The following is a 20,743-nucleotide window of genomic DNA, read 5'->3' as shown; positions in this document are numbered from 1 at the left end:
AATATCGCCCCCCGAGAGGTATTCCGGGGATTTAGAGTTGCTGAGACTGAGTCAGGATAGATGTCACAATCGCCAATAGAACTAAAAGGCAGCAGTTTTACCTTATCGGTTGTTCATTTACATAGTTCACAACCGGAGGTTATTTATCAGGCATTACAGGAAAAAGTGGAGCAAGCTCCAGCCTTTTTGAAAAATGCCCCTGTTGTTATCAACGTTGCCTCACTGACCGGTGAAGCAAACTGGAAAGACATTCAACAGGCTGTCGCTTCTGCAGGTTTTCGCGTTGTAGGCATCAGTGGTTGCAAAGACGAAGCGCAAAAACGCGCACTTTCCCGCACCGGCTTGCCGCTGCTGAGTGAAGGCCGCGCACAGCGCATTGCTGCAGAACCGCCGGTTCCTGTCGTGCCAGACAATGCCCCAGCGAAAACCCGCATTGTCAGCACCCCGGTCAGATCCGGCCAACAAATTTATGCCCGTAACAGCGACCTCATCGTGACCAACAGTGTCAGCGCGGGTGCGGAACTGATTGCCGATGGCAATATCCACATCTACGGCATGATGCGAGGCAGAGCATTAGCGGGCGCCGCAGGCGATGCAAATTGTCAGATTTTTTGCACGCATTTAGGCGCTGAACTAGTCTCTATCGCAGGGCAATACTGGTTGAGTGATCAAATCCCGACCGATTACCTCGGTCAGGCTGCGCGCCTCAGCCTGTTAAATAATGTGTTAACCATACAACCTTTAAACTAAGCCCTTTTGACAAGGAATCCATTCATGGCACGCATCATAGTTGTTACATCGGGTAAAGGGGGCGTTGGCAAGACCACTTCAAGCGCGGCCATTGCTACCGGTTTAGCTCAAAAAGGCAAGAAGACTGTTGTTATCGATTTCGATATCGGCTTGCGTAATCTCGACCTGATTATGGGCTGTGAACGCCGCGTAGTTTACGATTTCGTTAACGTGATCCAGGGCGATGCCACATTAAATCAGGCGCTCATCAAAGATAAACGCACTGAAAACCTGTTTATTCTTCCGGCTTCGCAAACCCGTGATAAAGATGCACTGACCCGCGAGGGTGTAGAAAAGATCCTGAATGATTTAACCGAGATGGAATTTGACTTCGTGGTGTGCGATTCCCCTGCGGGTATCGAAACGGGTGCTCTGATGGCGCTGTATTTCGCTGACGAAGCGGTCATTACGACCAACCCGGAAGTCTCTTCCGTTCGTGACTCCGACCGCATTTTGGGTATTTTGTCTTCAAAATCCCGTCGTGCGGAACAAGGCTTAGAGCCTATCAAAGAACATCTGCTTCTTACCCGTTACAACCCGGGCCGTGTCAGCCGTGGCGACATGCTGAGCATGGAAGATGTGCTGGAAATCCTGCGTATTCCTCTGATCGGGGTTATCCCTGAAGACCAGTCTGTACTGCGTGCGTCCAACCAGGGCGAACCGGTCATTCTGGATCAGGAATCTGATGCAGGGAAAGCGTATGACGACACCGTCAGCCGTCTGCTTGGGGAAGAACGTGCATTCCGTTTTATTGAGGAAGAGAAGAAGAGTTTCCTGAAACGCCTTTTTGGGGGATAAACCATGGCATTGTTAGATTTCTTTCTGTCCCGCAAAAAATCGACAGCCAATATAGCCAAGGAACGGCTACAGATCATCGTAGCCGAACGGCGTCGAGGGGATAGTGAACCATCGTATCTGCCTGATTTGAAGCGTGATATTTTGGCGGTCATCTGTAAGTACATTAAGATTGACCCCGAGATGTTGCAGGTTCAGTTCGAGCAAAAAGGTGACGATATTTCTGTACTTGAACTTAACGTCACCCTGCCAGAGTCGGAAGAAGCGCCTAAATGACAGCAGTCTATTTGCCTTGTTTGCAGATGTTTTTTTCGGCATAGTGCCCCCTGTTTTCTCAGGGGGCTACTCAGTGACTGCCCTTTTCCCTGCCCTGTAATATATTCCCACCACCTGAATACTGTATATATTCCCACTAAACATGCCATTCTGCGGCACACGCTGTTTATTATCTGAAATTATGATTAAGACTCATCCCATTCAGGCTGGCGGTTAATATCCTTAGTGTGATTCCCTCAGAGAACTTTTACCCATCGCTATTATTTAAATATGCTGTTAACAAAATAAAAAAAGCGGAGAAAATCTCCGCCCTTTTATTTTGGTTTTCTGTGCCGTTATTTGTCCACCCGGACCGCTAATCAATATTGGCTGAGAATTTCGTTCAACCTTTGCGCCAGAAGTTTTCCTCTCCAGCCGGTGATTAATTCCGGTTGTGACTCTTTGTCTTTTAACTTCCAGTGGCTGCTTAATAACTGATTAATCTGGCGACGGGATGCCAGTAACTCCACGCTCAGTTTGCTTTCTTCGCTGACAGTCTGGATCAGTGCTTTGATATCTTTGAACACTTTACGGTAACCCGGCTGGTCAATCAGATTCAAAATAGGTGCCGGTAAATCGTCTTCGTCCAGCGTCTCAGACTCTTCAACTAACGCCAGCAAAGTCCGTCCGTGGTAACGGATTTCCGGGCCACTCAGACCAAGAGCTTCCAGTTCACCCAGCGATTTAGGCTGATACCGCGCCACCTGCCAGAGGTTCTCTTCACGCACTACAAAATTAACAGCCAGGTCACGCTGACGGGCCTGGTTAAGGCGCCATGCGGCCAGTAATTTCAGACACCCCAGCTGGCGAGGGCGAAGCTGGAAGGCATTACCAATTTCCAGATACGCGAGTTCAGGTTGCAGAACTTCTTTACGACGGCGGCATAAAGCCTGACATTCGTCCAGTGCAGCGTCTATCCAGCCCGCTTCTTCCGTTTCACGCATCAGCTGGTCGGCCAGCGGCAACAGATACCACACGTCGGCTGCCGCATACACACACTGTTTCTCACTCAACGGACGCGCGATCCAGTCAGTACGTGATTCGCTTTTATCCAGCTCAACGCCGGTTGTTTCCGCGACCAGCCGTGCAAAACCGCAAGACAGCGGGCGCCCGCTGAAGGCGGCGAGAATTTGCGTATCAATCAGCGGCGAAGGCATCACACCAAAAGCGTTCAGGAAAACTTCCAGATCTTCGCTGCCGGCATGGAGGAATTTCACGACGTCAGGATCCACCAGCAAATCAATGAAAGGTTGCCACGCGGTGATCGGCAACGGGTCGATCAGCGTGAGCAATTCACCGTCAAATAACTGAATGAGCCCCAGTTGCGGGTAATAAGTGCGGGTGCGGACAAACTCGGTATCCAGCGCAATTTTACTGTGCGCCTTTGCCTGGAGACAAACCTGTTCCAGTGCGTCATTGGTTGTGATCAACTGATAATTCAAATCTTAATTCTCTTAATCATTACTGCGTTATAACGTGACAACGCCGGACATCGCCGGCGTTAAGAATCTGACTACCACTGGACAGCATATTAACCGCTATGCCGCATCCTGTCTGGGATCGGCTTTCGGTTTGACCTGCTCATCACGAAGTTCCCTTCTGAGGATTTTACCGACATTTGACTTCGGCAACTCATCCCGGAACTCGACAATCTTCGGTACTTTGTAACCGGTTAATAACCGGCGACAGTGCGCGAGGAGTTCTTCGCTGGTCAGTGACGGGTCTTTCTTCACCACGCAAATTTTGACGATTTCACCCGACGACTCGTTTGGCACGCCGATGGCGGCAACTTCGAGCACCTTGTCATGCTGTGAAACCACCTCTTCAATTTCGTTAGGGTACACGTTGAAACCGGAAACCAGAATCATGTCTTTTTTACGGTCAACAATCCGTAAGAAGCCCTGCTCGTCCACTGTAACGATATCGCCCGTCGATAACCAGCCATCTTTTAACACCTCATCCGTTGCCGACGGGCGCTGCCAGTAGCCCAGCATCACCTGCGGGCCTCGGACCCAGAGCTCTCCGGGCTGCCCCGGCGCAACATCCTGGCCGTTATCATCCACCAGCCGCACATCGGTTGACGGCACCGGTAAACCGATGCTACCGCTGTAATGTTTCAGGTCGTAGGGATTGCCCGCGACCAGCGGAGAACACTCCGTCAGGCCATATCCTTCCAGCAGATGTTTACCGGTGAGTTTTTCCCATTTATCTGCCACTGATTTCTGTACAGACATGCCACCACCGACGGAAAGCCGTAATGTAGAAAAATCCAGCTCACGGAAATCTTCGTTATTAAGCAACGCATTGAACAACGTATTCACACCGCTGATGGCCGTAAACGGGTATTTACCCAGCTCTTTAACCATCCCCGACACATCACGCGGGTTAGTGATCAACAGGCTTTTTCCGCCCAGTTCAAGGAATAACAGACAGTTCACGGTCAGCGCAAAAATATGATAAAGCGGCAATGCCGTAACAACCAGTTCATGCCCCGGTTGCAGCAAGGGGGCATAGGCCGCTTTTGCTTGTTCCAGATTGGCCTGCATGTTCCGGTGCGTCAGCATTGCCCCTTTCGCGACACCGGTTGTTCCGCCTGTGTATTGCAAAAATGCCAAATCCTCATTGATGATATCGGGTTTGATGTATTGCATACGACGTCCGCGCTGCAATGCCGTGCGGAAAGAAATGGCATTCGGCAGATGATATTTCGGTACCAGCCTCTTAATGTATTTCACAACAAAGTTGACCAGCGTCCCCTTCGCGGCAGAAAGCTGATCACCCATTCGGGTGAGGATCACATGCTTCACCTGCGTTTTGTACACCACCTTTTCCAGTGTATGGGCAAAGTTGGAGACAATCACAATCGCACTGGCTCCGCTGTCGTTAAGCTGGTGTTCCAGCTCGCGCGGTGTGTACAACGGGTTGACGTTAACGACCACCATACCTGCACGCAATACACCAAAAAGCGCTATCGGATATTGCAGGAGATTAGGCATCATCAGGGCCACACGGTCCCCCTTTTGCAAACCCAGCTCATTTTGCAGATAGGCGGCAAACGCACGACTGCGCTCTTCGAGCTTGCGGTAAGTCATCACCTCGCCCATGTTGATAAATGCCACGCTGTCAGCATAACGCAGCGTCGCATTTTCAAACATTTCGACCAGGGAACCATAGCGGTCAGGATCGATGTTCTCGGGAACATCTGCCGGATAACGTTTTAGCCAAACCTTGTCCAAGGTATCACTCCTGAAATCATGTTCTGTTGCCATCTCTGTTCGACGAGTTTTATCACGTCTTTAACAATATTTTAACTCAGCTTACCAGTTGCGTTTCAAACAATGTCGAGGTTGAGAGGCGGGTCACTATTTCTGCGACCGCGGATTACAGCCATCCCTGGCTAAAAAAATAAAAAGGCGGCATTTAAGCCGCCTTAACAACGATCTTCACTTCTCCGGCGGCGGCACAAGGTGCGCCGGAGCCGGTCTTACGGTTGCCGCAGGTAGCAACGGTGATGCACCGTGATCAGGCGGGTTACCGTGCGGCGCAGGGGCGCTATTCTGTGACGACGCTTTCGACCCGTGCGGGTGCCGCGTTATACCAACCAGGCCCCCAGCCGGGCCCAAACCCTCGCCCCCATGAATCATAAGGCCCACCGAAACCATAGCCCCACGGGCCTATCGGTTGAGGCGGCATCACCACCTGCTGTTCTACCCGCCAGCGTTTATAGCTGTTAACGTTCACCGTCACAAAATCATACGACGTCTGCCCGATCGTCCCTTTTTCAACACCGGTGATCGGCCCGACCACAGTCACTAACTGGTTGCGGTAATCGACAGGATCCACAAAACCGTTAATGTAAGCCATGATCCGCCCGCGTGAAGCAGCACCCAAAATCGGTCGTGCACCTTCGTCAAGCGGGACAGTCGCAATTTCAAGACGAGTTTTGTTTTGCAAGTTGGTCACCGAAACCACCTTGCCACCAAAACGCGACTCCTGCCCGACATACAGATTCGGTGCGCCCTGCACCGCCTGTAAATTCATTTGCGGCGTTGCCGTAGTTCCGCGAATTTCATCCGGAACGGTGACACACCCTGACAACACCAGAACGCTCAGCGCGACCGCGCTCAACGCCCATTTCTTACCTGTCTGAACCGAAAACGGCTGGACTGCTGACCACTTACGCATTGCGATGACTCCTGTGCATACTCTTAATGTTGACCACTTTTAAGAACACAAGTTGCGGTAACTTACCGGCCCGGCAGCTTTTTCCACGTAACTTCGTTGCGCAGATACGTGGGTTCAGCATCTTCAGGATCCACGCGTACGCCGTCTTCCCAGAGCCGGAGCGCCAGCAGCAGCATATCTTCCGCGTGCGGCAGTAACATTTTGCCATCAAATAATTCTGCAACCGGAGATTCACCCAACAAATGCGGATAAGCCTCCCAACCGGTACCGACGGTCGCAAAACGTCCGGTCAGTGAACCGGCCTGTTCGATGATTTGCTCAGGTTTGACCACTTTTTCGGTATTTTCGCCACTCCAGACGCCCAGGGCATTCCGGGAGAATTCGCCCCAGTACACTTCTCCCATACGCGCATCGATGGCGGCCAGTACGTTTTCAGCGCCGGTCTGGCGATACGCGCCCTGCGCCATGGTCTGTAATGTGGAGACCGGCAACAGAGGCAGCTCAGCGCCAAGCGACAGCCCCTGCGCCATACCGATACCGATACGCACGCCGGTAAAACTGCCCGGCCCGCGGCCAAAGGCCAGAGCATCAAGCTGATTGAGCGTCAGGCCCGCTTCAGCCAGGATCTGTTGCACCAGCGGCAAAATACGCTGCGTATGTTCGCGGGCGCAGAGTTCAAAATGAGCGAGCGTTTCGCCCTCATTGTATAGCGCAACCGAACAGGCTTCTGTCGCCGTATCAATTGCTAAAATTCGCGTGGACATGCCAAACCTCAGGCGGGGAAATGAATAAGTTAGGGCCTTTTTTCGGGGCGCTATCCTAACATAACGTGAAGGCTATTTCTGCTCTTCCACGTTCTGTAAAAAGCGTATCGCTTGTGCAAGCGAGCGCGTACGCGGCGTCGGCGGCAAACTGTTGAGGAAAACTTCACCATACGGGCGCATAACCAGCCGGTTGTCGCAAATCACCATCACGCCACGGTCATCGGTGTCACGGATAAGACGCCCGACGCCCTGTTTGAGCGTAATGACCGCATCCGGTAATTGTACGTCATTGAACGGATCGCCGCCGCGCAAGCGACAATCTTCGATGCGCGCTTTAAGCAGCGGATCGTCCGGCGAGGTAAACGGCAATTTATCGATAATGACGCACGACAGCGCGTCGCCGCGTACATCCACGCCTTCCCAGAAACTGCTGGTTGCCACCAGCAACGCATTACCCGCTTCGACAAACTGCGCCAGGAGCTGGCCTTTGCTGGTCTCCCCCTGCAATAACACCGGCAGCGTCAGGCTGGCACGGAATTCCTCCGCCAGTTCGCGCATCATTTTGTGCGACGTACACAGGAAGAAACAGCGGCCTTTGTTGGCTTCAATCAGTGGCCGGAGCATGCGCGCCAGCTGTTTGGAGCTGCCCTGGCCGTTCGATTCAGGCAGGAAACGCGGCACGCACAACAGCGCCTGTTTGGCGTAATCAAACGGGCTGGGCAGCAGCAATGTCTCTGCCTCATCCAGCCCGAGACGTTCGGTGAAATGATGCAACTGATCGTTCACCGAAAGCGTTGCAGATGTGAAAATCCACGCTCCCGGCTTTTCTTTCATCATTTCGCTGAATTTATCGGTGACTGACAGCGGCGTCAGCGCCAGAACGAAATGACGGGAATTACATTCATACCAGTAGCTGTAGCCGGGGATCGACACATCTTTCAGGCGCTTGAGACGGTTGCGATAGAGCGTGGCGCGCTCGAAGGCGGCGTCCAGCAAGGCCGAGCGTCCGAGAGACAGTTTGACCACGTCATAGCAAAGCTCCAGTGCGTCGTCGAGCAGCAAAAGCGCGCGCTGAATCGCGGGCTGGTTGAGCACGTCGCGCAGATTGCCGCGAAAACCCGGCTCACCGAGCGCCAGACGGAAATCCATTGTGCTCTGGCTCAGACGGTCGGCGCTTTTCTGCAACTGCACCGAATCACGCACTTCCGTGCGGTAAGCGATAGTGATGTCTTTCGCCATGTCCAGCAACTGACGGCTGGTCACCTGCTGGCCAAAATACTGGCTGGCAATATCGGGGATCTGATGGGCTTCGTCAAAAATCATCACATCAGCCTGCGGGATAAGCTCTCCGAAGCCGCTCTCTTTGACCACCATATCGGCCATAAAAAGGTGATGGTTCACAACCACAACGTCAGCATCCATCGCCTTACGGCGGGCTTTGACGACGAAACATTCTTTATACAGCGGGCAGTCGCTGCCCAGGCAGTTATCGTTGGTACTGGTGACCAGCGGCCAGACAAAACTGTCTTCCGGCACCACGGTGCAGGTGCTGATATCACCTTCTTCCGTGCTGCTCGACCAGTGCCGCAGGTGCGCCAGTTCGCTCAGCGCCTGGCTGGCGAGCTCACCGCCGGAAAGCGATTGCTGCTCCAGCCGCTCAAGGCACAAATAGTTTGAGCGGCCTTTGAGCAGCGCCAGACGGCCTTTGAATTGCAGCGCAGAAGCGACTTTCGGCAGGTCACGGGAATAGAGCTGGTCCTGCAGATTCTTCGATCCGGTAGAAATAATGACTTTTTTGCCCGAACGTAATGCCGGCGCGAGATAGGCGTAGGTTTTCCCGGTTCCGGTTCCGGCCTCAACGACCAGTCCCTGTTTTCCGCTGATGGCTTTGCTGACGGCCTGCGCCATCAGACGCTGCGGTTCACGGGGTTTGAAACCTTCAATTTTCTGCGCCAGGGCGCCATCTGTTGCAAAATCGTCTGTCACTGAATCTCTCTACCTGTACGGATCAGCAGTGATTATGCCAACCGAACGCCCTCACCGCCACCGTCATCTGCCAATCCAACGCAGCAAGCCTTTGTGTTACCCTTACCGCCATCAATAAAAAGTGACTAACAGGAGCACAACAATATGACTATCGAAAGGATCCGACCTGAGCCACGTATGTCTGATGTGGTCATCCACAACGACACTATTTACTACACCGCCGTGCCGGAAAATCTGGATGCGAATGCCAAAGATCAGACCGCTGAAACACTGGCCATCATTGATGCCGTGCTGACAGAAGCCGGTTCAGACAAGAGCAAAATTCTCGATGCCACGTTGTTTCTGGTTCACAAGGAAGATTTCCCGGCCATGAACGAAGCCTGGGATGCGTGGGTGTCACCGGGTAACGCGCCGGTTCGCTGCACCGTGCAGGCAAACCTGATGAACCCGAAATACAAAATCGAAATTAAGATCATCGCAGCACGCTAAGCGCCGGATCGCAGATGTAAAAAAACCTCCCGCGGGAGGTTTTCACATTTTGAAATACCCTAGAAATTCGGGTCGCATCAAGGCGGCAACTGAGTGAATCCCCGGAAGCATACATTCAGTATGTGACCGGGGTTCGCGAGGGCAGCCAACGCAGAGGCGGCCCGAAGGATGACGGGTATTATGCTTTTGCGCCTGCAACGGCTTCTTTCGCCAACTCAGTGATACGTGCATAGTCACCGCTTTCCAGCGCGTCGGCAGGCACCAGCCATGAACCACCGATGCACAGCACGCTTTTCAGCGCCAGATAGTCACGGTAGTTCTTCGGCGAAATCCCACCGGTCGGGCAGAAACGGACCTGAGGGAACGGACCGGCAATCGCCTGCAACGCTTTCACGCCGCCGTTGGCTTCCGCCGGGAAGAATTTGAATTCACGCAGGCCAGCATCCAGACCCATCATCAGTTCTGACACAGTGCAAATCCCCGGGATCAGCGGGATAGAACCGGCGTTAGCCGCTTTCAGCAAAGGTTCCGTCAGGCCCGGGCTAATCGCAAACTGGGCACCGGCTTCTGTCACTTCAGCCAGTTGTTCAGGATTAAGCACCGTACCTGCGCCAATAATGGCATCCGGCACTTCTTTCGCAATAGCACGGATCGCATCCATCGCACATGCGGTACGCAAGGTGACTTCCAGAACACGCACACCACCGGCAACTAACGCTTTCGCCAGCGGAACGGCATGTTCCAGTTTATTGATAACAATCACAGGAACAACCGGCCCTGAGGTCAGAATTTGTTCCGCGCTTGTTTTCCAGTTTTTCATCTCGTTCTCCATTTATGCCCGCAGGCACCGTTGTGATTGATGGCGCGCCCCTGCCACAGGGACCAGCAAATTGCGTTACTGGTGACCGACCACACCCGATTGGACGATACTACTATTCCTAACTGCTAAAAGAATTGATGTTTCATAAAAAAACGCTGCATAAGCAGCGTCTTTTTTTGATGACCCGTTACTCGAGCTCGTTCCAGGAACGGCCATCGCGGGTGATCATTGCCACGGATGCCACAGGCCCCCATGTACCGGACTGATACGGTTTTGGTGCTTCGCTTTCCGCCGCCCACGCATTCATGATGGAGTCGACCCATTTCCAGGCTTCTTCGACTTCGTCACGGCGGACGAACAGAGCCTGAATGCCCCGCATGGTCTCCAGCAGCAGGCGCTCGTAAGCATCCGCGATGTGCTGCTCGTTAAAGGTTTCGGTGAAGCTCAGATCCAGTTTCGTGGTTTGCAAACGATGTTTGTGCTCCAGACCCGGGACTTTGTTCAGCACTTCAATCTCGATACCTTCATCCGGCTGCAGGCGAATGGTCAGCTTATTTTGCGGCAACTGCTGGTAGGAATCACGGAACAGGTTCAGCGCCGGATTTTTGAAATACACCACAACTTCTGAACATTTGCTCGGCAGACGTTTACCGGTACGCAGGTAGAACGGCACACCGGCCCACTGCCAGTTGTCGATATCCACACGGATAGACACGAAGGTTTCGGTGCTGCTGGTTTTGTTCGCGCCTTCTTCTTCCAGATAACCCGGCACTTTTTTGCCCTGGACGAAACCGGCGGTATACTGACCGCGTACGGTGGTTTCGCGCACGTTGGATTGATCAATACGGCGCAGGGAACGCAGCACCTTCACCTTCTCATCACGAATACGGTCGGTGCTCAGATCAGCTGGCGGAGACATGGCAATCATGGTCAGGATCTGCAGCAAGTGGTTCTGGATCATATCGCGCATCTGGCCAGCTTTATCGAAGTAACCCCAACGGCCTTCGATACCCACCTCTTCCGCCACGGTGATTTGCACGTGATCGATAGTGCGGTTATCCCAGTTGCTGGCGAACAGGTTGTTGGCAAAACGCAGTGCCAGCAGGTTCAGTACCGTTTCTTTACCCAGATAGTGGTCGATACGATAAACCTGAGACTCCGCAAAGTATTCCGCCACCTGATCGTTGATGACCTGAGAAGACTCAAGCGAGGTACCCAGTGGTTTCTCCATCACAACGCGCGCAGGTTCTTTATTCAGCCCGGCCTCGCCCAGCCCGCGGCAGATTGCGCCGAACGTGCTCGGTGGCATCGCGAAATAGTTAATGGTAGCGCGATTTTGCTGGTCAAGCATTTTGCCCAGCACTTTGAAATGCTTCAGATCATTGACATCAAGGTTACAGAAATCAAGACGGGAGCTGAGCTTGTCCCACAGTTCCGGATCAATGGTTTCTTTCATGAAGGTGGTCAGGGCTTCTTTAACCACTTCGGTATAGGCCGCTTTGTCCCATTCCGCACGTCCGACGCCGATAATACGTGTGTCAGGGTGAATGTGACCGGCTTTCTCTAACTGATACAGGGAAGGCAACAGCTTACGGCGCGCAAGATCGCCCTTTGCACCGAAAATTACCAGATCACAAGCCTGGGCTGTCTGAGTTACCGCCATGTTCTTCTCCTCAATGCAGGAATACCTAATATATTTCTGGTTGCCTGTGCGTGCGCTGCAACTCGAATTATCTCGGGTACATATTGTAATTTTATTTCAGCAACAATGTACTCTGATTGCCCGTAAGCCGTAAACCTTGATCTGACAGTATGATAACTCCCTGATAAAACCCCATTTTTGTCATAAGTATTACAGGCATGCCGAAAACCGACCGTTTTCTGTAATTTTATGACAAAACTGAACAGAATTTACCATACTGAAAGTTAGATCTCGGTCAAACTCTGACAAAAAAAGCCGTAAATTCGCCTGACTGACGCTGCCAACGACATAACGCGCGTAGTATATTTTCATCAAATCAGAATGATTTCCTCTTTTCAAAGAAATCGTTGAAACCTATGAGTGGCATGCTTATGAATACATTGGAAAAAATCCAGACCAGCCTTGACATTCTGAGCAAGTCAGAACGCAAAGTCGCAGAAGTTATCCTCGCATCGCCGCACATTGCTATCCATTCCAGTATCGCCACTCTGGCCCGCATGGCCGACGTCAGTGAGCCTACTGTAAACCGTTTTTGCCGCCGTCTCGACACAAAAGGGTTTCCAGATTTTAAACTGCATCTGGCACAAAGTCTGGCAAACGGTACGCCTTATGTGAACCGTAACGTGGATGAAAGCGACAGCGTCAGCGCTTATACCAGTAAAATCTTTGAATCCGCGATGGCCAGCCTCGATCAGGTGAAAAACACCCTGGACATTGCCGCCATCAACCGCGCCGTCGATTTGCTCACCCAGGCCAAGAAGATTTCCTTCTTCGGGCTGGGTGCTTCCGCCGCCGTCGCGCATGACGCCATGAACAAGTTTTTCCGGTTCAACATTCCCGTGGTCTACTTCGATGATATCGTCATGCAGCGCATGAGTTGCATGAATTCCAGCGAAGGTGACGTCGTCGTGCTAATTTCTCACACCGGACGCACCAAGAATCTGGTGGAACTTGCGCACCTTGCCCGCGAAAACGATGCCACCGTCATCGCCATCACCTCTTTTAATACTCCGCTGGCACACGAAGCCACGCTCGCGCTGTTGCTCGACGTTCCCGAGGACACTGACGTTTACATGCCAATGGTCTCGCGAATTGCGCAACTGACGTTGATTGACGTGCTGGCCACGGGTTTTACATTGCGCCGTGGCGCAAAATTCAGAGATAACCTGAAGCGGGTCAAAGAAGCGTTAAAAGAATCGCGCTTTGATAAGGGTATTGTCGTCCCTAACCTGCTTGAGTGAGTTCGCCCTGCGAACCCGCATATCAAGTCAGTCATAAAGCATATCAATGATGCATTACCGATTTAATAGGGAGTCTGACGGAAAATCTACGCGCAAAGTGCGCACGACAAACGTCAGGCATGAGGTCAGCGGGTCACACAGGTGAAACCCTTTTGTATTACAATTACACCTTAACCCAATGTGGGCTCGCTGTTTTTTGCATTACCATGTTTCATCAGTTAACGGAGTAAGGCATGTCCAGAAGGCTCAGAAGAACGAAGATCGTTACCACCCTCGGTCCGGCAACTGACCGTGACAATAATCTTGAAAAGATCATTGCCGCCGGTGCAAACGTAGTACGTATGAATTTCTCTCACGGTACCCCTGAAGACCACATCCTGCGCGCCAACAAAGTGCGCGAAATTGCCGCCCGTCTTGGCCGTCATGTTGCTATCCTCGGCGACCTGCAAGGCCCGAAAATTCGCGTATCGACCTTTAAAGAAGGCAAAGTCTTCCTCAATATCGGCGACAAATTCCTGCTCGATGCCAACATGAGCAAGGGTGAAGGCGACAAAGAGAAAGTGGGTATCGATTATAAAGGTCTTCCTGCTGACGTTGTACCTGGCGATATCCTGTTGCTGGATGATGGCCGTGTGCAGCTGAAAGTGCTTGAAGTTCAGGGCATGAAAGTATTCACCGAAGTTACCGTTGGCGGCCCGCTCTCCAATAATAAAGGTATCAATAAGCTGGGTGGCGGCCTTTCCGCCGAAGCCCTGACTGAAAAAGATAAAGCAGACATTATTACTGCGGCCAGAATGGACGTAGATTACCTGGCAGTTTCATTCCCACGCACCGGCGAAGATCTTAACTATGCGCGCCGCCTGGCCCGCGACGCAGGCTGTAACGCACAAATCGTGTCTAAAGTTGAACGCGCAGAGGCCGTTGCCACTGACGAAGCCATGGATGACATCATTCTGGCCTCCGACGTCGTAATGGTTGCGCGCGGCGATCTGGGGGTTGAAATTGGTGACCCTGAGCTGGTGGGTATTCAGAAAAAACTGATCCGCCGTGCCCGTCAGCTGAACCGTGCGGTGATCACCGCAACTCAGATGATGGAGTCAATGATCACCAATCCAATGCCGACCCGCGCAGAGGTTATGGACGTTGCGAACGCCGTGCTGGATGGTACGGATGCGGTGATGTTATCTGCTGAAACCGCAGCTGGTCAGTACCCGGCAGAAACCGTGGCCGCGATGGCGCGTGTTTGTCTGGGTGCGGAAAAAATCCCCAGCATCAACGTTTCCAAACACCGCCTGGACGTGGAATTCGATAACATCGAAGAAGCCATTGCGATGTCCGCCATGTACGCCGCCAACCACCTGAAAGGCGTTACTGCGATTATCTCCATGACCGAGTCCGGCCGTACCGCCCTGATGTTGTCGCGTATCAGTTCTGGTCTACCGATCTTCGCGATGTCCCGCCATGAACACACGCTGAACCTGACGGCAATCTACCGTGGTGTGACGCCTGTATTCTTTGACAGCGTCAACGACGGCGTTGCCGGTGCTCAGGATGCGGTGAATTTACTACGTGACAAGGGTTACCTGCTCTCCGGCGATCTGGTCATTATCACTCAGGGTGATGTGATGAGTACCGTCGGAACCACCAACACCAGTCGCGTACTGCGTGTTGAATAACGTCTGAATGTTATAAACTATAACTGAAAAGCCGATCATTGCGAGCGGCTTTTTATTTCCCGCCTCAATCCATTTTTATTCCCCTGCAACAACAAGGTATTTAACGCTCTTAATTTGATCATTATTTTGCCATCTTCCAGAAATATTATTCTGCATCACCACTATTCTTCCCTGACCCAAAAAATTGCACCCACAGTTATTACGTATAAATATAACTTTTTGTATCCTCAATGCCCAGATTGAGAGCACAGAATTGAATAACAAATACAGACTTCTCTCATAGGATTAAGAGTATCCAAAGCTAAATTTACATTTTTATGTGATTGCGATCACATAAAAACATCAAAAACACAGGTATTTGCTAAATGTTCAATGTCGTTATTGAATGATAATGATTTGCATTTATAATGATTCCCAATCGTTAAAACCTTGTATATATCCGCACAAAGGAAATCAGACAAGACAAATAACCTGCAATTTCTGATAAAGAAAAATAATTAACCATACACTTAACAGGCGTGGCCATGAGCCCTGCCTGCTAACGCTTACGTTCACTGAAATTTCCTTAATACATTCGGGAGGCCGCCCTGCGCCTGCTCCCGATGAAAAGGTCAGACTAAAAGGGTCCAGAATGAGCCAGATAAATAATTGGGAATTAATGCAGGACAGCGCGGATAGCCTCACACCTGCTCAGGAAAATTTAAGACAAAATCAGGGTTATATTTTTAATCAAAATAGCACGTCAGAGTGGCAGGCACAGATCGAGCAAGGGATTGAATTAATTAAGTCTCATATTAATCAGACTGAAAAGCCTTTTTCGGGTGTATCCCCTGCCGAATTAGCCGAACAGTTTCGCCATATTGATTTAACCAAACCCTTAGACGGAACGCGGCTGGCGCTGGAAGAACTGGATGATTTATATCTTCAACACGCTGTTTATTTTCATCACCCGAAATACCTCGCACATCTCAACTGCCCGACCGTAGTTCCGTCGCAACTGGCTGAGCTTTTTATCAGCGCGATTAACTCTTCCGTCGATACCTGGGATCAGAGCGCTGGCGGCACGCTGATTGAACAAAAGGTCATCGACTGGACGCTGGCGCGCATCGGCTTTGGCGCACAGTCGGACGGTATTTTCACCAGCGGCGGCACGCAGTCAAACCTGATGGCGATGTTGCTGGCGCGCGACAGTCACTGCAAACGCACACGTCCGCAGCACAGCATCAAATATCAGGGCTTACCGCCGGAAGCTAACCGCTGGCGCATCTTCAGTTCACAGGTCAGCCATTTCAGCATTCAGAAATCCGCCGCCCTGCTCGGGCTCGGCTATGACGCCGTGGTGCCTGTCGCCTGTGACGACAAATTCCGTATGGATATCAGCGCGCTGAAACAGGAAATCGAACGCTGTCACGCAGAAGGTTTGATCCCGATTGCCATTGTGGCCACAGCGGGTACCACCGATTTCGGTAGTATCGATCCGCTCAATGAAATCGCGGAAATCTGCCGCAAAGAGAAAATCTGGATGCATGCCGACGCCGCTTATGGCTGTGGTTTACTGGTTTCCCCGCAGCATCGCCAGCGCATCGAAGGGATTCATCTGGCCGATTCCGTGACCGTTGATTATCACAAATCCTTCTTCCAGCCAGTCAGTTGCAGTGCGTTTCTGGTCAACGATCACCGCCATCTGGAACACGTCACTCACCACGCGGAATACCTGAATCCGCTGAGCGCAAAACTGGAAGGCACACCGAATCTGGTCAACAAAAGCATCCAGACCACCAAACGTTTCGACGCCCTGAAAATGTGGCTGACGCTGCGCATCATGGGCCAGCAGGCACTGGGCGAATCCTTCGATGTGCTGCTGGAACGCGCCACCGAAACCCATCAGCTGATGGAACAAAACCCGAACATTGAAGTGTTGCACAAACCCGAACTGAGCACGCTGGTGTTCCGCTTTGTCCCGCGCATGTCAATGAGCAAGGAGCAAATTGACGCCATCAATGCCGACATCCGCAAAGCCATTTTCCGCGACGGCAGCGCCGTGATAGCCGGAACCAAAGTGCATCAGCGCCAGTACCTGAAATTCACCCTGCTCAATCCGACCACAACCAAGGAAGACGTCGCCGATGTGCTCAGCCTTATCACGCATTACGGCAAAGAACTGACCGCCGCCGCGCTGAGCGCCGCGAAGAACCGCTAACAGGAGTTGCACCATGAGCCTTAATTCCCCTGAACTGAATGCAGATAAACAGACCTACGATTTTATCGCGATTGGCATCGGCCCGTTCAACCTCGGCCTGGCCTGTCTGACGGAACCGGTAAAAGCGCTGAATGGCCTGTTTTTAGATCAAAATGACGGCTTTGACTGGCACACCGGCATGATGCTGGAAAGCGCCCATTTGCAGACGCCGTTTATGGCCGATCTGGTGACGCTGGCTGATCCGACCAGCCCTTACAGTTTCCTCAACTACCTGAAGCAGCAAGGAAAACTGTATTCTTTTTACATCCGTGAAAATTTCTTCATGATGCGCAAAGAGTTCAACCAGTATTGCCAGTGGGTTTGTGAGCAGCTGAGCAGCCTGCAATTTTCCACACGCGTGGAACTGGTGACCTGGGACGCACAAACCGAATGCTATCTGGTGCAGGCGCGTCCGACCCGGGGCGGAGATAAACAGATTTACCGCGCCAAACGACTGGTGCTGGGCACCGGTCCGTCGCCGTGGCTACCAGCGTGTGCCCGTGAAGCAGGCAGTAACGTTCACCATTCCAGCGCCTATCTGCCGAACAAAGAGCGGATGCAGCGTTCGAAATCCATCACCGTAGTCGGCAGCGGCCAGAGTGCGGCGGAAATTTATTACGACCTGCTTTCAGAAATCGACAAGTACGATTATCACCTGACCTGGGTGACCCGCGCGCCGCGTTTCTATCCGCTGGAATACAGCAAACTGACGCTGGAAATGACCTCGCCGGAGTACATCGATTACTTCCATGCCCTGCCTATGAGTAAGCGCGATCAGCTGAACCGCGAGCAAAAAGGCTTGTACAAAGGCATCAACATCAGCCTGATCAACGATATCTACGACCTGATGTACACCAAACGCCTGGATGGCCCGCTGAATGTCGATCTCTACACGCATTCGGAGCTGACCGCACTGACGGGTAACCGCAAAGGCGAGCTGGAGATGACGCTGCTTCACCACGAACAGCAGCAGGAATATCGCCACCAGACGGAATCCGTGGTGCTCGCAACCGGTTACGGTTATCAGCCGCCGCAGTTTATCGAAGGCATCTACAACCGCATTCAGTGGGATGACGCCGGGCGCTACGCCGTCAACCGCAATTACAGCATCGACGCCCATAACCAGATTTTTGTCCAGAACGCCGAACTGCATACCCACGGTTTTGTCACGCCGGATCTGGGCATGGCGTGTTACCGCAACAGTTCCATTATTCGCGAAATGCTCGGCGAGGAAATTTATCCGGTGGAAAAATCCATCGCCTTCCAGACTTTCTGCGCCCGCAGCCTTGCAGACCGATAACGGAGAATTAACCCATGTCTGAATTGACTCCCGCGCCCCTGTTCACCTGCCCGCGTGACGCAGGGCAGCTGACATTACGCCCGCTGCATCTGGCAAAAGACGCCGCCATCCTGCATGCGTGGATGACGCAGCCTTACGCGCATTTCTGGGGAATGCAGAACAGCAGCGTGGCCGACGTTGATGTTTTCTACCGCGACCTGACTGCCGGAACACCGCTGGCCGCGCTGATGGGCGAAATCAACGGACAGCCGCGTTTTCTCATCGAATGCTATCCGGTGCAGGACGATCCATTACGCGATCACTACGACGTTCAGCCCGGCGATATGGGCATGCATATTTTGCTGTCTCCGGCGGATAAACCCGTTTCCGGTTTCAGCTGGCAGGTCTTTTCAGCCGTGATGGAATATCTGTTCAGCCAGCCGGACGTGAAACGCGTGGTGGTTGAGCCGGACGTGCGTAACGAAAAGATCCACAAACTGAATAAGCGCGCAGGTTTCCGCTATCAGAAACAAATTCAACTGACTCATAAAACCGCCTGGCTGGCTTTCTGCCAGCGCGAAGATTTTTTGCAGGCCCGCCAGAAGGAAAAAAACACCATGACTTCATCTCAGCTGCAATCCGGCCAGCATCTGCAACCGGAAATTTGGGCGAAAGCCAATGCCCTGCTGTTACGCAAATGCCTGTCAGAGCTGACGCATGAACGCCTGCTGGCGCCGGTCGCGCTGCAAAACAACGGCACCTGGACCGACTATCAGCTGGCCGTTCCGGCTTCTGAAGTTGAATACCGTTTCCGTGCGCGCCAGTTACCGCTAAACGACTGGATGATTGACCTCGACAGCATTCAGCGTCTGGATAACTTCACGCCACAACCGCCGGACGCGTTGAAATTCATCATTGAATTTGCGGATCAGATCGGCATTTCGCAGGCGATGTTGCCGACCTACATGGAAGAAATCAGCAGCACGCTTTACAGCAGCGCATATAAGCTGGCGAACAATCACACGACAGCAAAACAACTCTCGGAAGCCGATTTCCAGACCGTGGAAACCAGCATGACCGAAGGCCATCCGAGCTTTATCGCCAACAATGGCCGCATCGGTTTTGATGCCGGTGACTACGTGCGTTATGCGCCGGAAGCGGCAAATCCGCTGCAACTGGTCTGGGTCGCGGTGCATCACGACAAAGCTCATTTCGCCAGCGTGGAAGGTTTGCCGTACGAAAAACTGATCGCCGAAGAACTGGGCGATGCGCAGATTTGCGCGTTCACGCAGCGTCTGGTCGATAATGGTGTGGATCCGAAAAACTACTACTTCATGCCGGTTCATCCGTGGCAATGGCAGAATAAATTACTGACGGTATTTGCGCCGGACATCGCCCGCCAGTTCCTGATTTATCTCGGTGAGGGCGAGGACAACTATCTCGCACAGCAGTCCATCCGCACCTTCTATAATGCCAGCCGCCCGAAAGCCCGCTATGTGAAAACTGCGCTGTCCATACTGAATATGGGCTTCATGCGCGGACTTTCACCGTATTACATGGCGACCACGCCGGGCATCAACGAATGGCTGGCGGAGCTGGTCGAAAACGATTCCTACCTGCAATCCACCGGTTTCAGCATTCTTCAGGAAGTGGCTTCACTGGGTTATCACAACCACTATTTCGAAGAGGCGATTAAGGGCGACAGTGCGTATAAAAAAATGTTTGCCGCACTGTGGCGTCAGAACCCGGTGGCTCAGTTGCAGCCGAATCAGCGCCTGATGACCATGGCCGCGCTTTTACATACCGACAAACACGGTGACGCCCTGATTGTTGAGATGATCAAATCCTCAGGCCTGGCGACTGGCGACTGGCTCAAGCGTTACATGCACGCCTACCTCAGCCCGTTGTTGCACTGTTTTTATCAGTACGATCTGGTGTTTATGCCGCACGGCGAAAACCTGATCCTGCGTTTCGAAAACAACATCCCGGTTAACGCGTTTATGAAAGATATCGCGGAAGAAATTGCCGTGATGAATCCGGATGCTCATCTGCCCGAAAAAGCCAAACGACTGGCGGTCGACGTGCCGGAAGAGCTGAAAATCCTGTCGATCTTCACCGACGTGTTTGCCGGTGTGTTCCGCTTTATCGCCCGCATTCTGGAAGAAAACGGCAATTATCCGGCCGGGCAGTTCTGGCAGGTGGTGGCGGAAGTCGTCCGCGATTACCAGATTCAGTATCCGGAGCTGGCAGAGAAGTTTGCCCGTTACGACATGTTTGGCGCGGAGTTCACGCATTCCTGCCTCAACCGTCTGCAACTGGCGAATAACCAGCAGATGATCAATCTGTCGGATCCGGCGCAAAACCTCAAGTTTGCCGGGACGCTGGAAAACCCGATTGCGGCCTACGCGAATAAATACTGAGTCCCGCACTTAACACGTTTTTTAGCGCGGCCTGAGAGGGTCG

General features: G+C 52.4%; 16 protein-coding genes. 9 read left to right on the top strand and 7 right to left on the bottom strand.

Going from position 1 to position 20,743, the window contains the following annotated elements; translation table 11 throughout:
- Positions 1-60 precede the first annotated feature (60 nt).
- The 3 genes from minC to minE are packed head-to-tail and all read left to right on the top strand — an operon-like array spanning position 61 to position 1,860.
- Positions 61-750 (top strand): septum site-determining protein MinC, encoded by a 690-nt coding sequence (gene minC / locus CWS43_RS25840; RefSeq protein WP_095921806.1) that lies wholly within the window; start codon positions 61-63, stop codon positions 748-750.
- A 24-nt stretch (positions 751-774) separates the two neighbouring features.
- Positions 775-1,587, top strand: a complete 813-nt coding sequence (minD, locus tag CWS43_RS25835; RefSeq protein WP_101080014.1) for a septum site-determining protein MinD — start codon at positions 775-777, stop codon at positions 1,585-1,587.
- Between the two features lie 3 nt (positions 1,588-1,590).
- Entirely contained in the window at positions 1,591-1,860 is a 270-nt protein-coding gene (gene minE, locus CWS43_RS25830) for a cell division topological specificity factor MinE (RefSeq protein ID WP_095921805.1), read from the top strand.
- A 359-nt stretch (positions 1,861-2,219) separates the two neighbouring features.
- Here minE and rnd read toward each other — a convergent pair whose 3' ends face one another.
- The 5 genes from rnd to CWS43_RS25805 form a co-directional block, all read right to left on the bottom strand.
- Positions 2,220-3,341 (bottom strand): ribonuclease D, encoded by a 1,122-nt coding sequence (gene rnd, locus CWS43_RS25825; protein ID WP_101080013.1) that lies wholly within the window; start codon positions 3,339-3,341, stop codon positions 2,220-2,222.
- A 96-nt stretch (positions 3,342-3,437) separates the two neighbouring features.
- Positions 3,438-5,135 carry a long-chain-fatty-acid--CoA ligase FadD gene (gene fadD, locus CWS43_RS25820; RefSeq protein ID WP_101080012.1) on the bottom strand — a complete coding sequence of 566 codons (1,698 nt, stop codon included), beginning with the start codon at positions 5,133-5,135 and terminating at the stop codon, positions 3,438-3,440.
- Positions 5,136-5,451: 316 nt separating this feature from the next.
- Positions 5,452-6,084 (bottom strand): Slp family lipoprotein, encoded by a 633-nt coding sequence (locus CWS43_RS25815; protein ID WP_101080011.1) that lies wholly within the window; start codon positions 6,082-6,084, stop codon positions 5,452-5,454.
- Between the two features lie 62 nt (positions 6,085-6,146).
- Positions 6,147-6,848 (bottom strand): tRNA (adenosine(37)-N6)-threonylcarbamoyltransferase complex dimerization subunit type 1 TsaB, encoded by a 702-nt coding sequence (gene tsaB / locus CWS43_RS25810; protein ID WP_101080010.1) that lies wholly within the window; start codon positions 6,846-6,848, stop codon positions 6,147-6,149.
- Positions 6,849-6,920: 72 nt separating this feature from the next.
- Positions 6,921-8,834 (bottom strand): ATP-dependent DNA helicase, encoded by a 1,914-nt coding sequence (locus CWS43_RS25805; RefSeq protein WP_101080009.1) that lies wholly within the window; start codon positions 8,832-8,834, stop codon positions 6,921-6,923.
- A gap of 144 nt (positions 8,835-8,978) precedes the next feature.
- Between CWS43_RS25805 and CWS43_RS25800 the strand changes: the two genes are divergently transcribed.
- Positions 8,979-9,323 carry a RidA family protein gene (locus CWS43_RS25800; protein ID WP_101080008.1) on the top strand — a complete coding sequence of 115 codons (345 nt, stop codon included), beginning with the start codon at positions 8,979-8,981 and terminating at the stop codon, positions 9,321-9,323.
- Positions 9,324-9,501: 178 nt separating this feature from the next.
- On the opposite strand, the gene CWS43_RS25795 is transcribed toward CWS43_RS25800, so the two are convergent.
- The gene (locus tag CWS43_RS25795; protein WP_101080007.1) at positions 9,502-10,143 is read right to left on the bottom strand and encodes a bifunctional 4-hydroxy-2-oxoglutarate aldolase/2-dehydro-3-deoxy-phosphogluconate aldolase; all 642 of its coding nucleotides are present in this window, start codon (positions 10,141-10,143) and stop codon (positions 9,502-9,504) included.
- A 187-nt stretch (positions 10,144-10,330) separates the two neighbouring features.
- The gene (gene zwf / locus CWS43_RS25790; RefSeq protein WP_101080006.1) at positions 10,331-11,806 is read right to left on the bottom strand and encodes a glucose-6-phosphate dehydrogenase; all 1,476 of its coding nucleotides are present in this window, start codon (positions 11,804-11,806) and stop codon (positions 10,331-10,333) included.
- Between the two features lie 410 nt (positions 11,807-12,216).
- On the opposite strand from zwf, the gene CWS43_RS25785 reads away from it, so the two are divergent.
- The 5 genes from CWS43_RS25785 (at position 12,217) to CWS43_RS25765 (ending at position 20,700) form a co-directional block, all read left to right on the top strand.
- Complete coding sequence (locus CWS43_RS25785) at positions 12,217-13,086, top strand: MurR/RpiR family transcriptional regulator (protein WP_101080035.1); 870 nt, start codon at positions 12,217-12,219, stop codon at positions 13,084-13,086.
- Positions 13,087-13,319: 233 nt separating this feature from the next.
- On the top strand, positions 13,320-14,762 hold the full coding sequence (pyk, locus tag CWS43_RS25780; protein WP_101080005.1) for a pyruvate kinase: 1,443 nt from the start codon (positions 13,320-13,322) through the stop codon (positions 14,760-14,762).
- Between the two features lie 631 nt (positions 14,763-15,393).
- On the top strand, positions 15,394-16,962 hold the full coding sequence (locus CWS43_RS25775; RefSeq protein WP_101080004.1) for an aspartate aminotransferase family protein: 1,569 nt from the start codon (positions 15,394-15,396) through the stop codon (positions 16,960-16,962).
- A gap of 13 nt (positions 16,963-16,975) precedes the next feature.
- The gene (locus CWS43_RS25770; RefSeq protein WP_101080003.1) at positions 16,976-18,301 is read left to right on the top strand and encodes a lysine N(6)-hydroxylase/L-ornithine N(5)-oxygenase family protein; all 1,326 of its coding nucleotides are present in this window, start codon (positions 16,976-16,978) and stop codon (positions 18,299-18,301) included.
- A 14-nt stretch (positions 18,302-18,315) separates the two neighbouring features.
- Positions 18,316-20,700 carry a GNAT family N-acetyltransferase gene (locus tag CWS43_RS25765; RefSeq protein WP_101080002.1) on the top strand — a complete coding sequence of 795 codons (2,385 nt, stop codon included), beginning with the start codon at positions 18,316-18,318 and terminating at the stop codon, positions 20,698-20,700.
- Positions 20,701-20,743 lie beyond the last annotated feature (43 nt).

The sequence above is a fragment of the Rahnella sp. AA genome (assembly GCF_002834385.1).
In the GTDB taxonomy this organism is placed as follows: Bacteria; Pseudomonadota; Gammaproteobacteria; order Enterobacterales; family Enterobacteriaceae; genus Rahnella.
The sequence above is the reverse complement of the archived record's forward strand: the minus strand, read 5'-3'. Positions and strand labels throughout refer to the sequence as shown.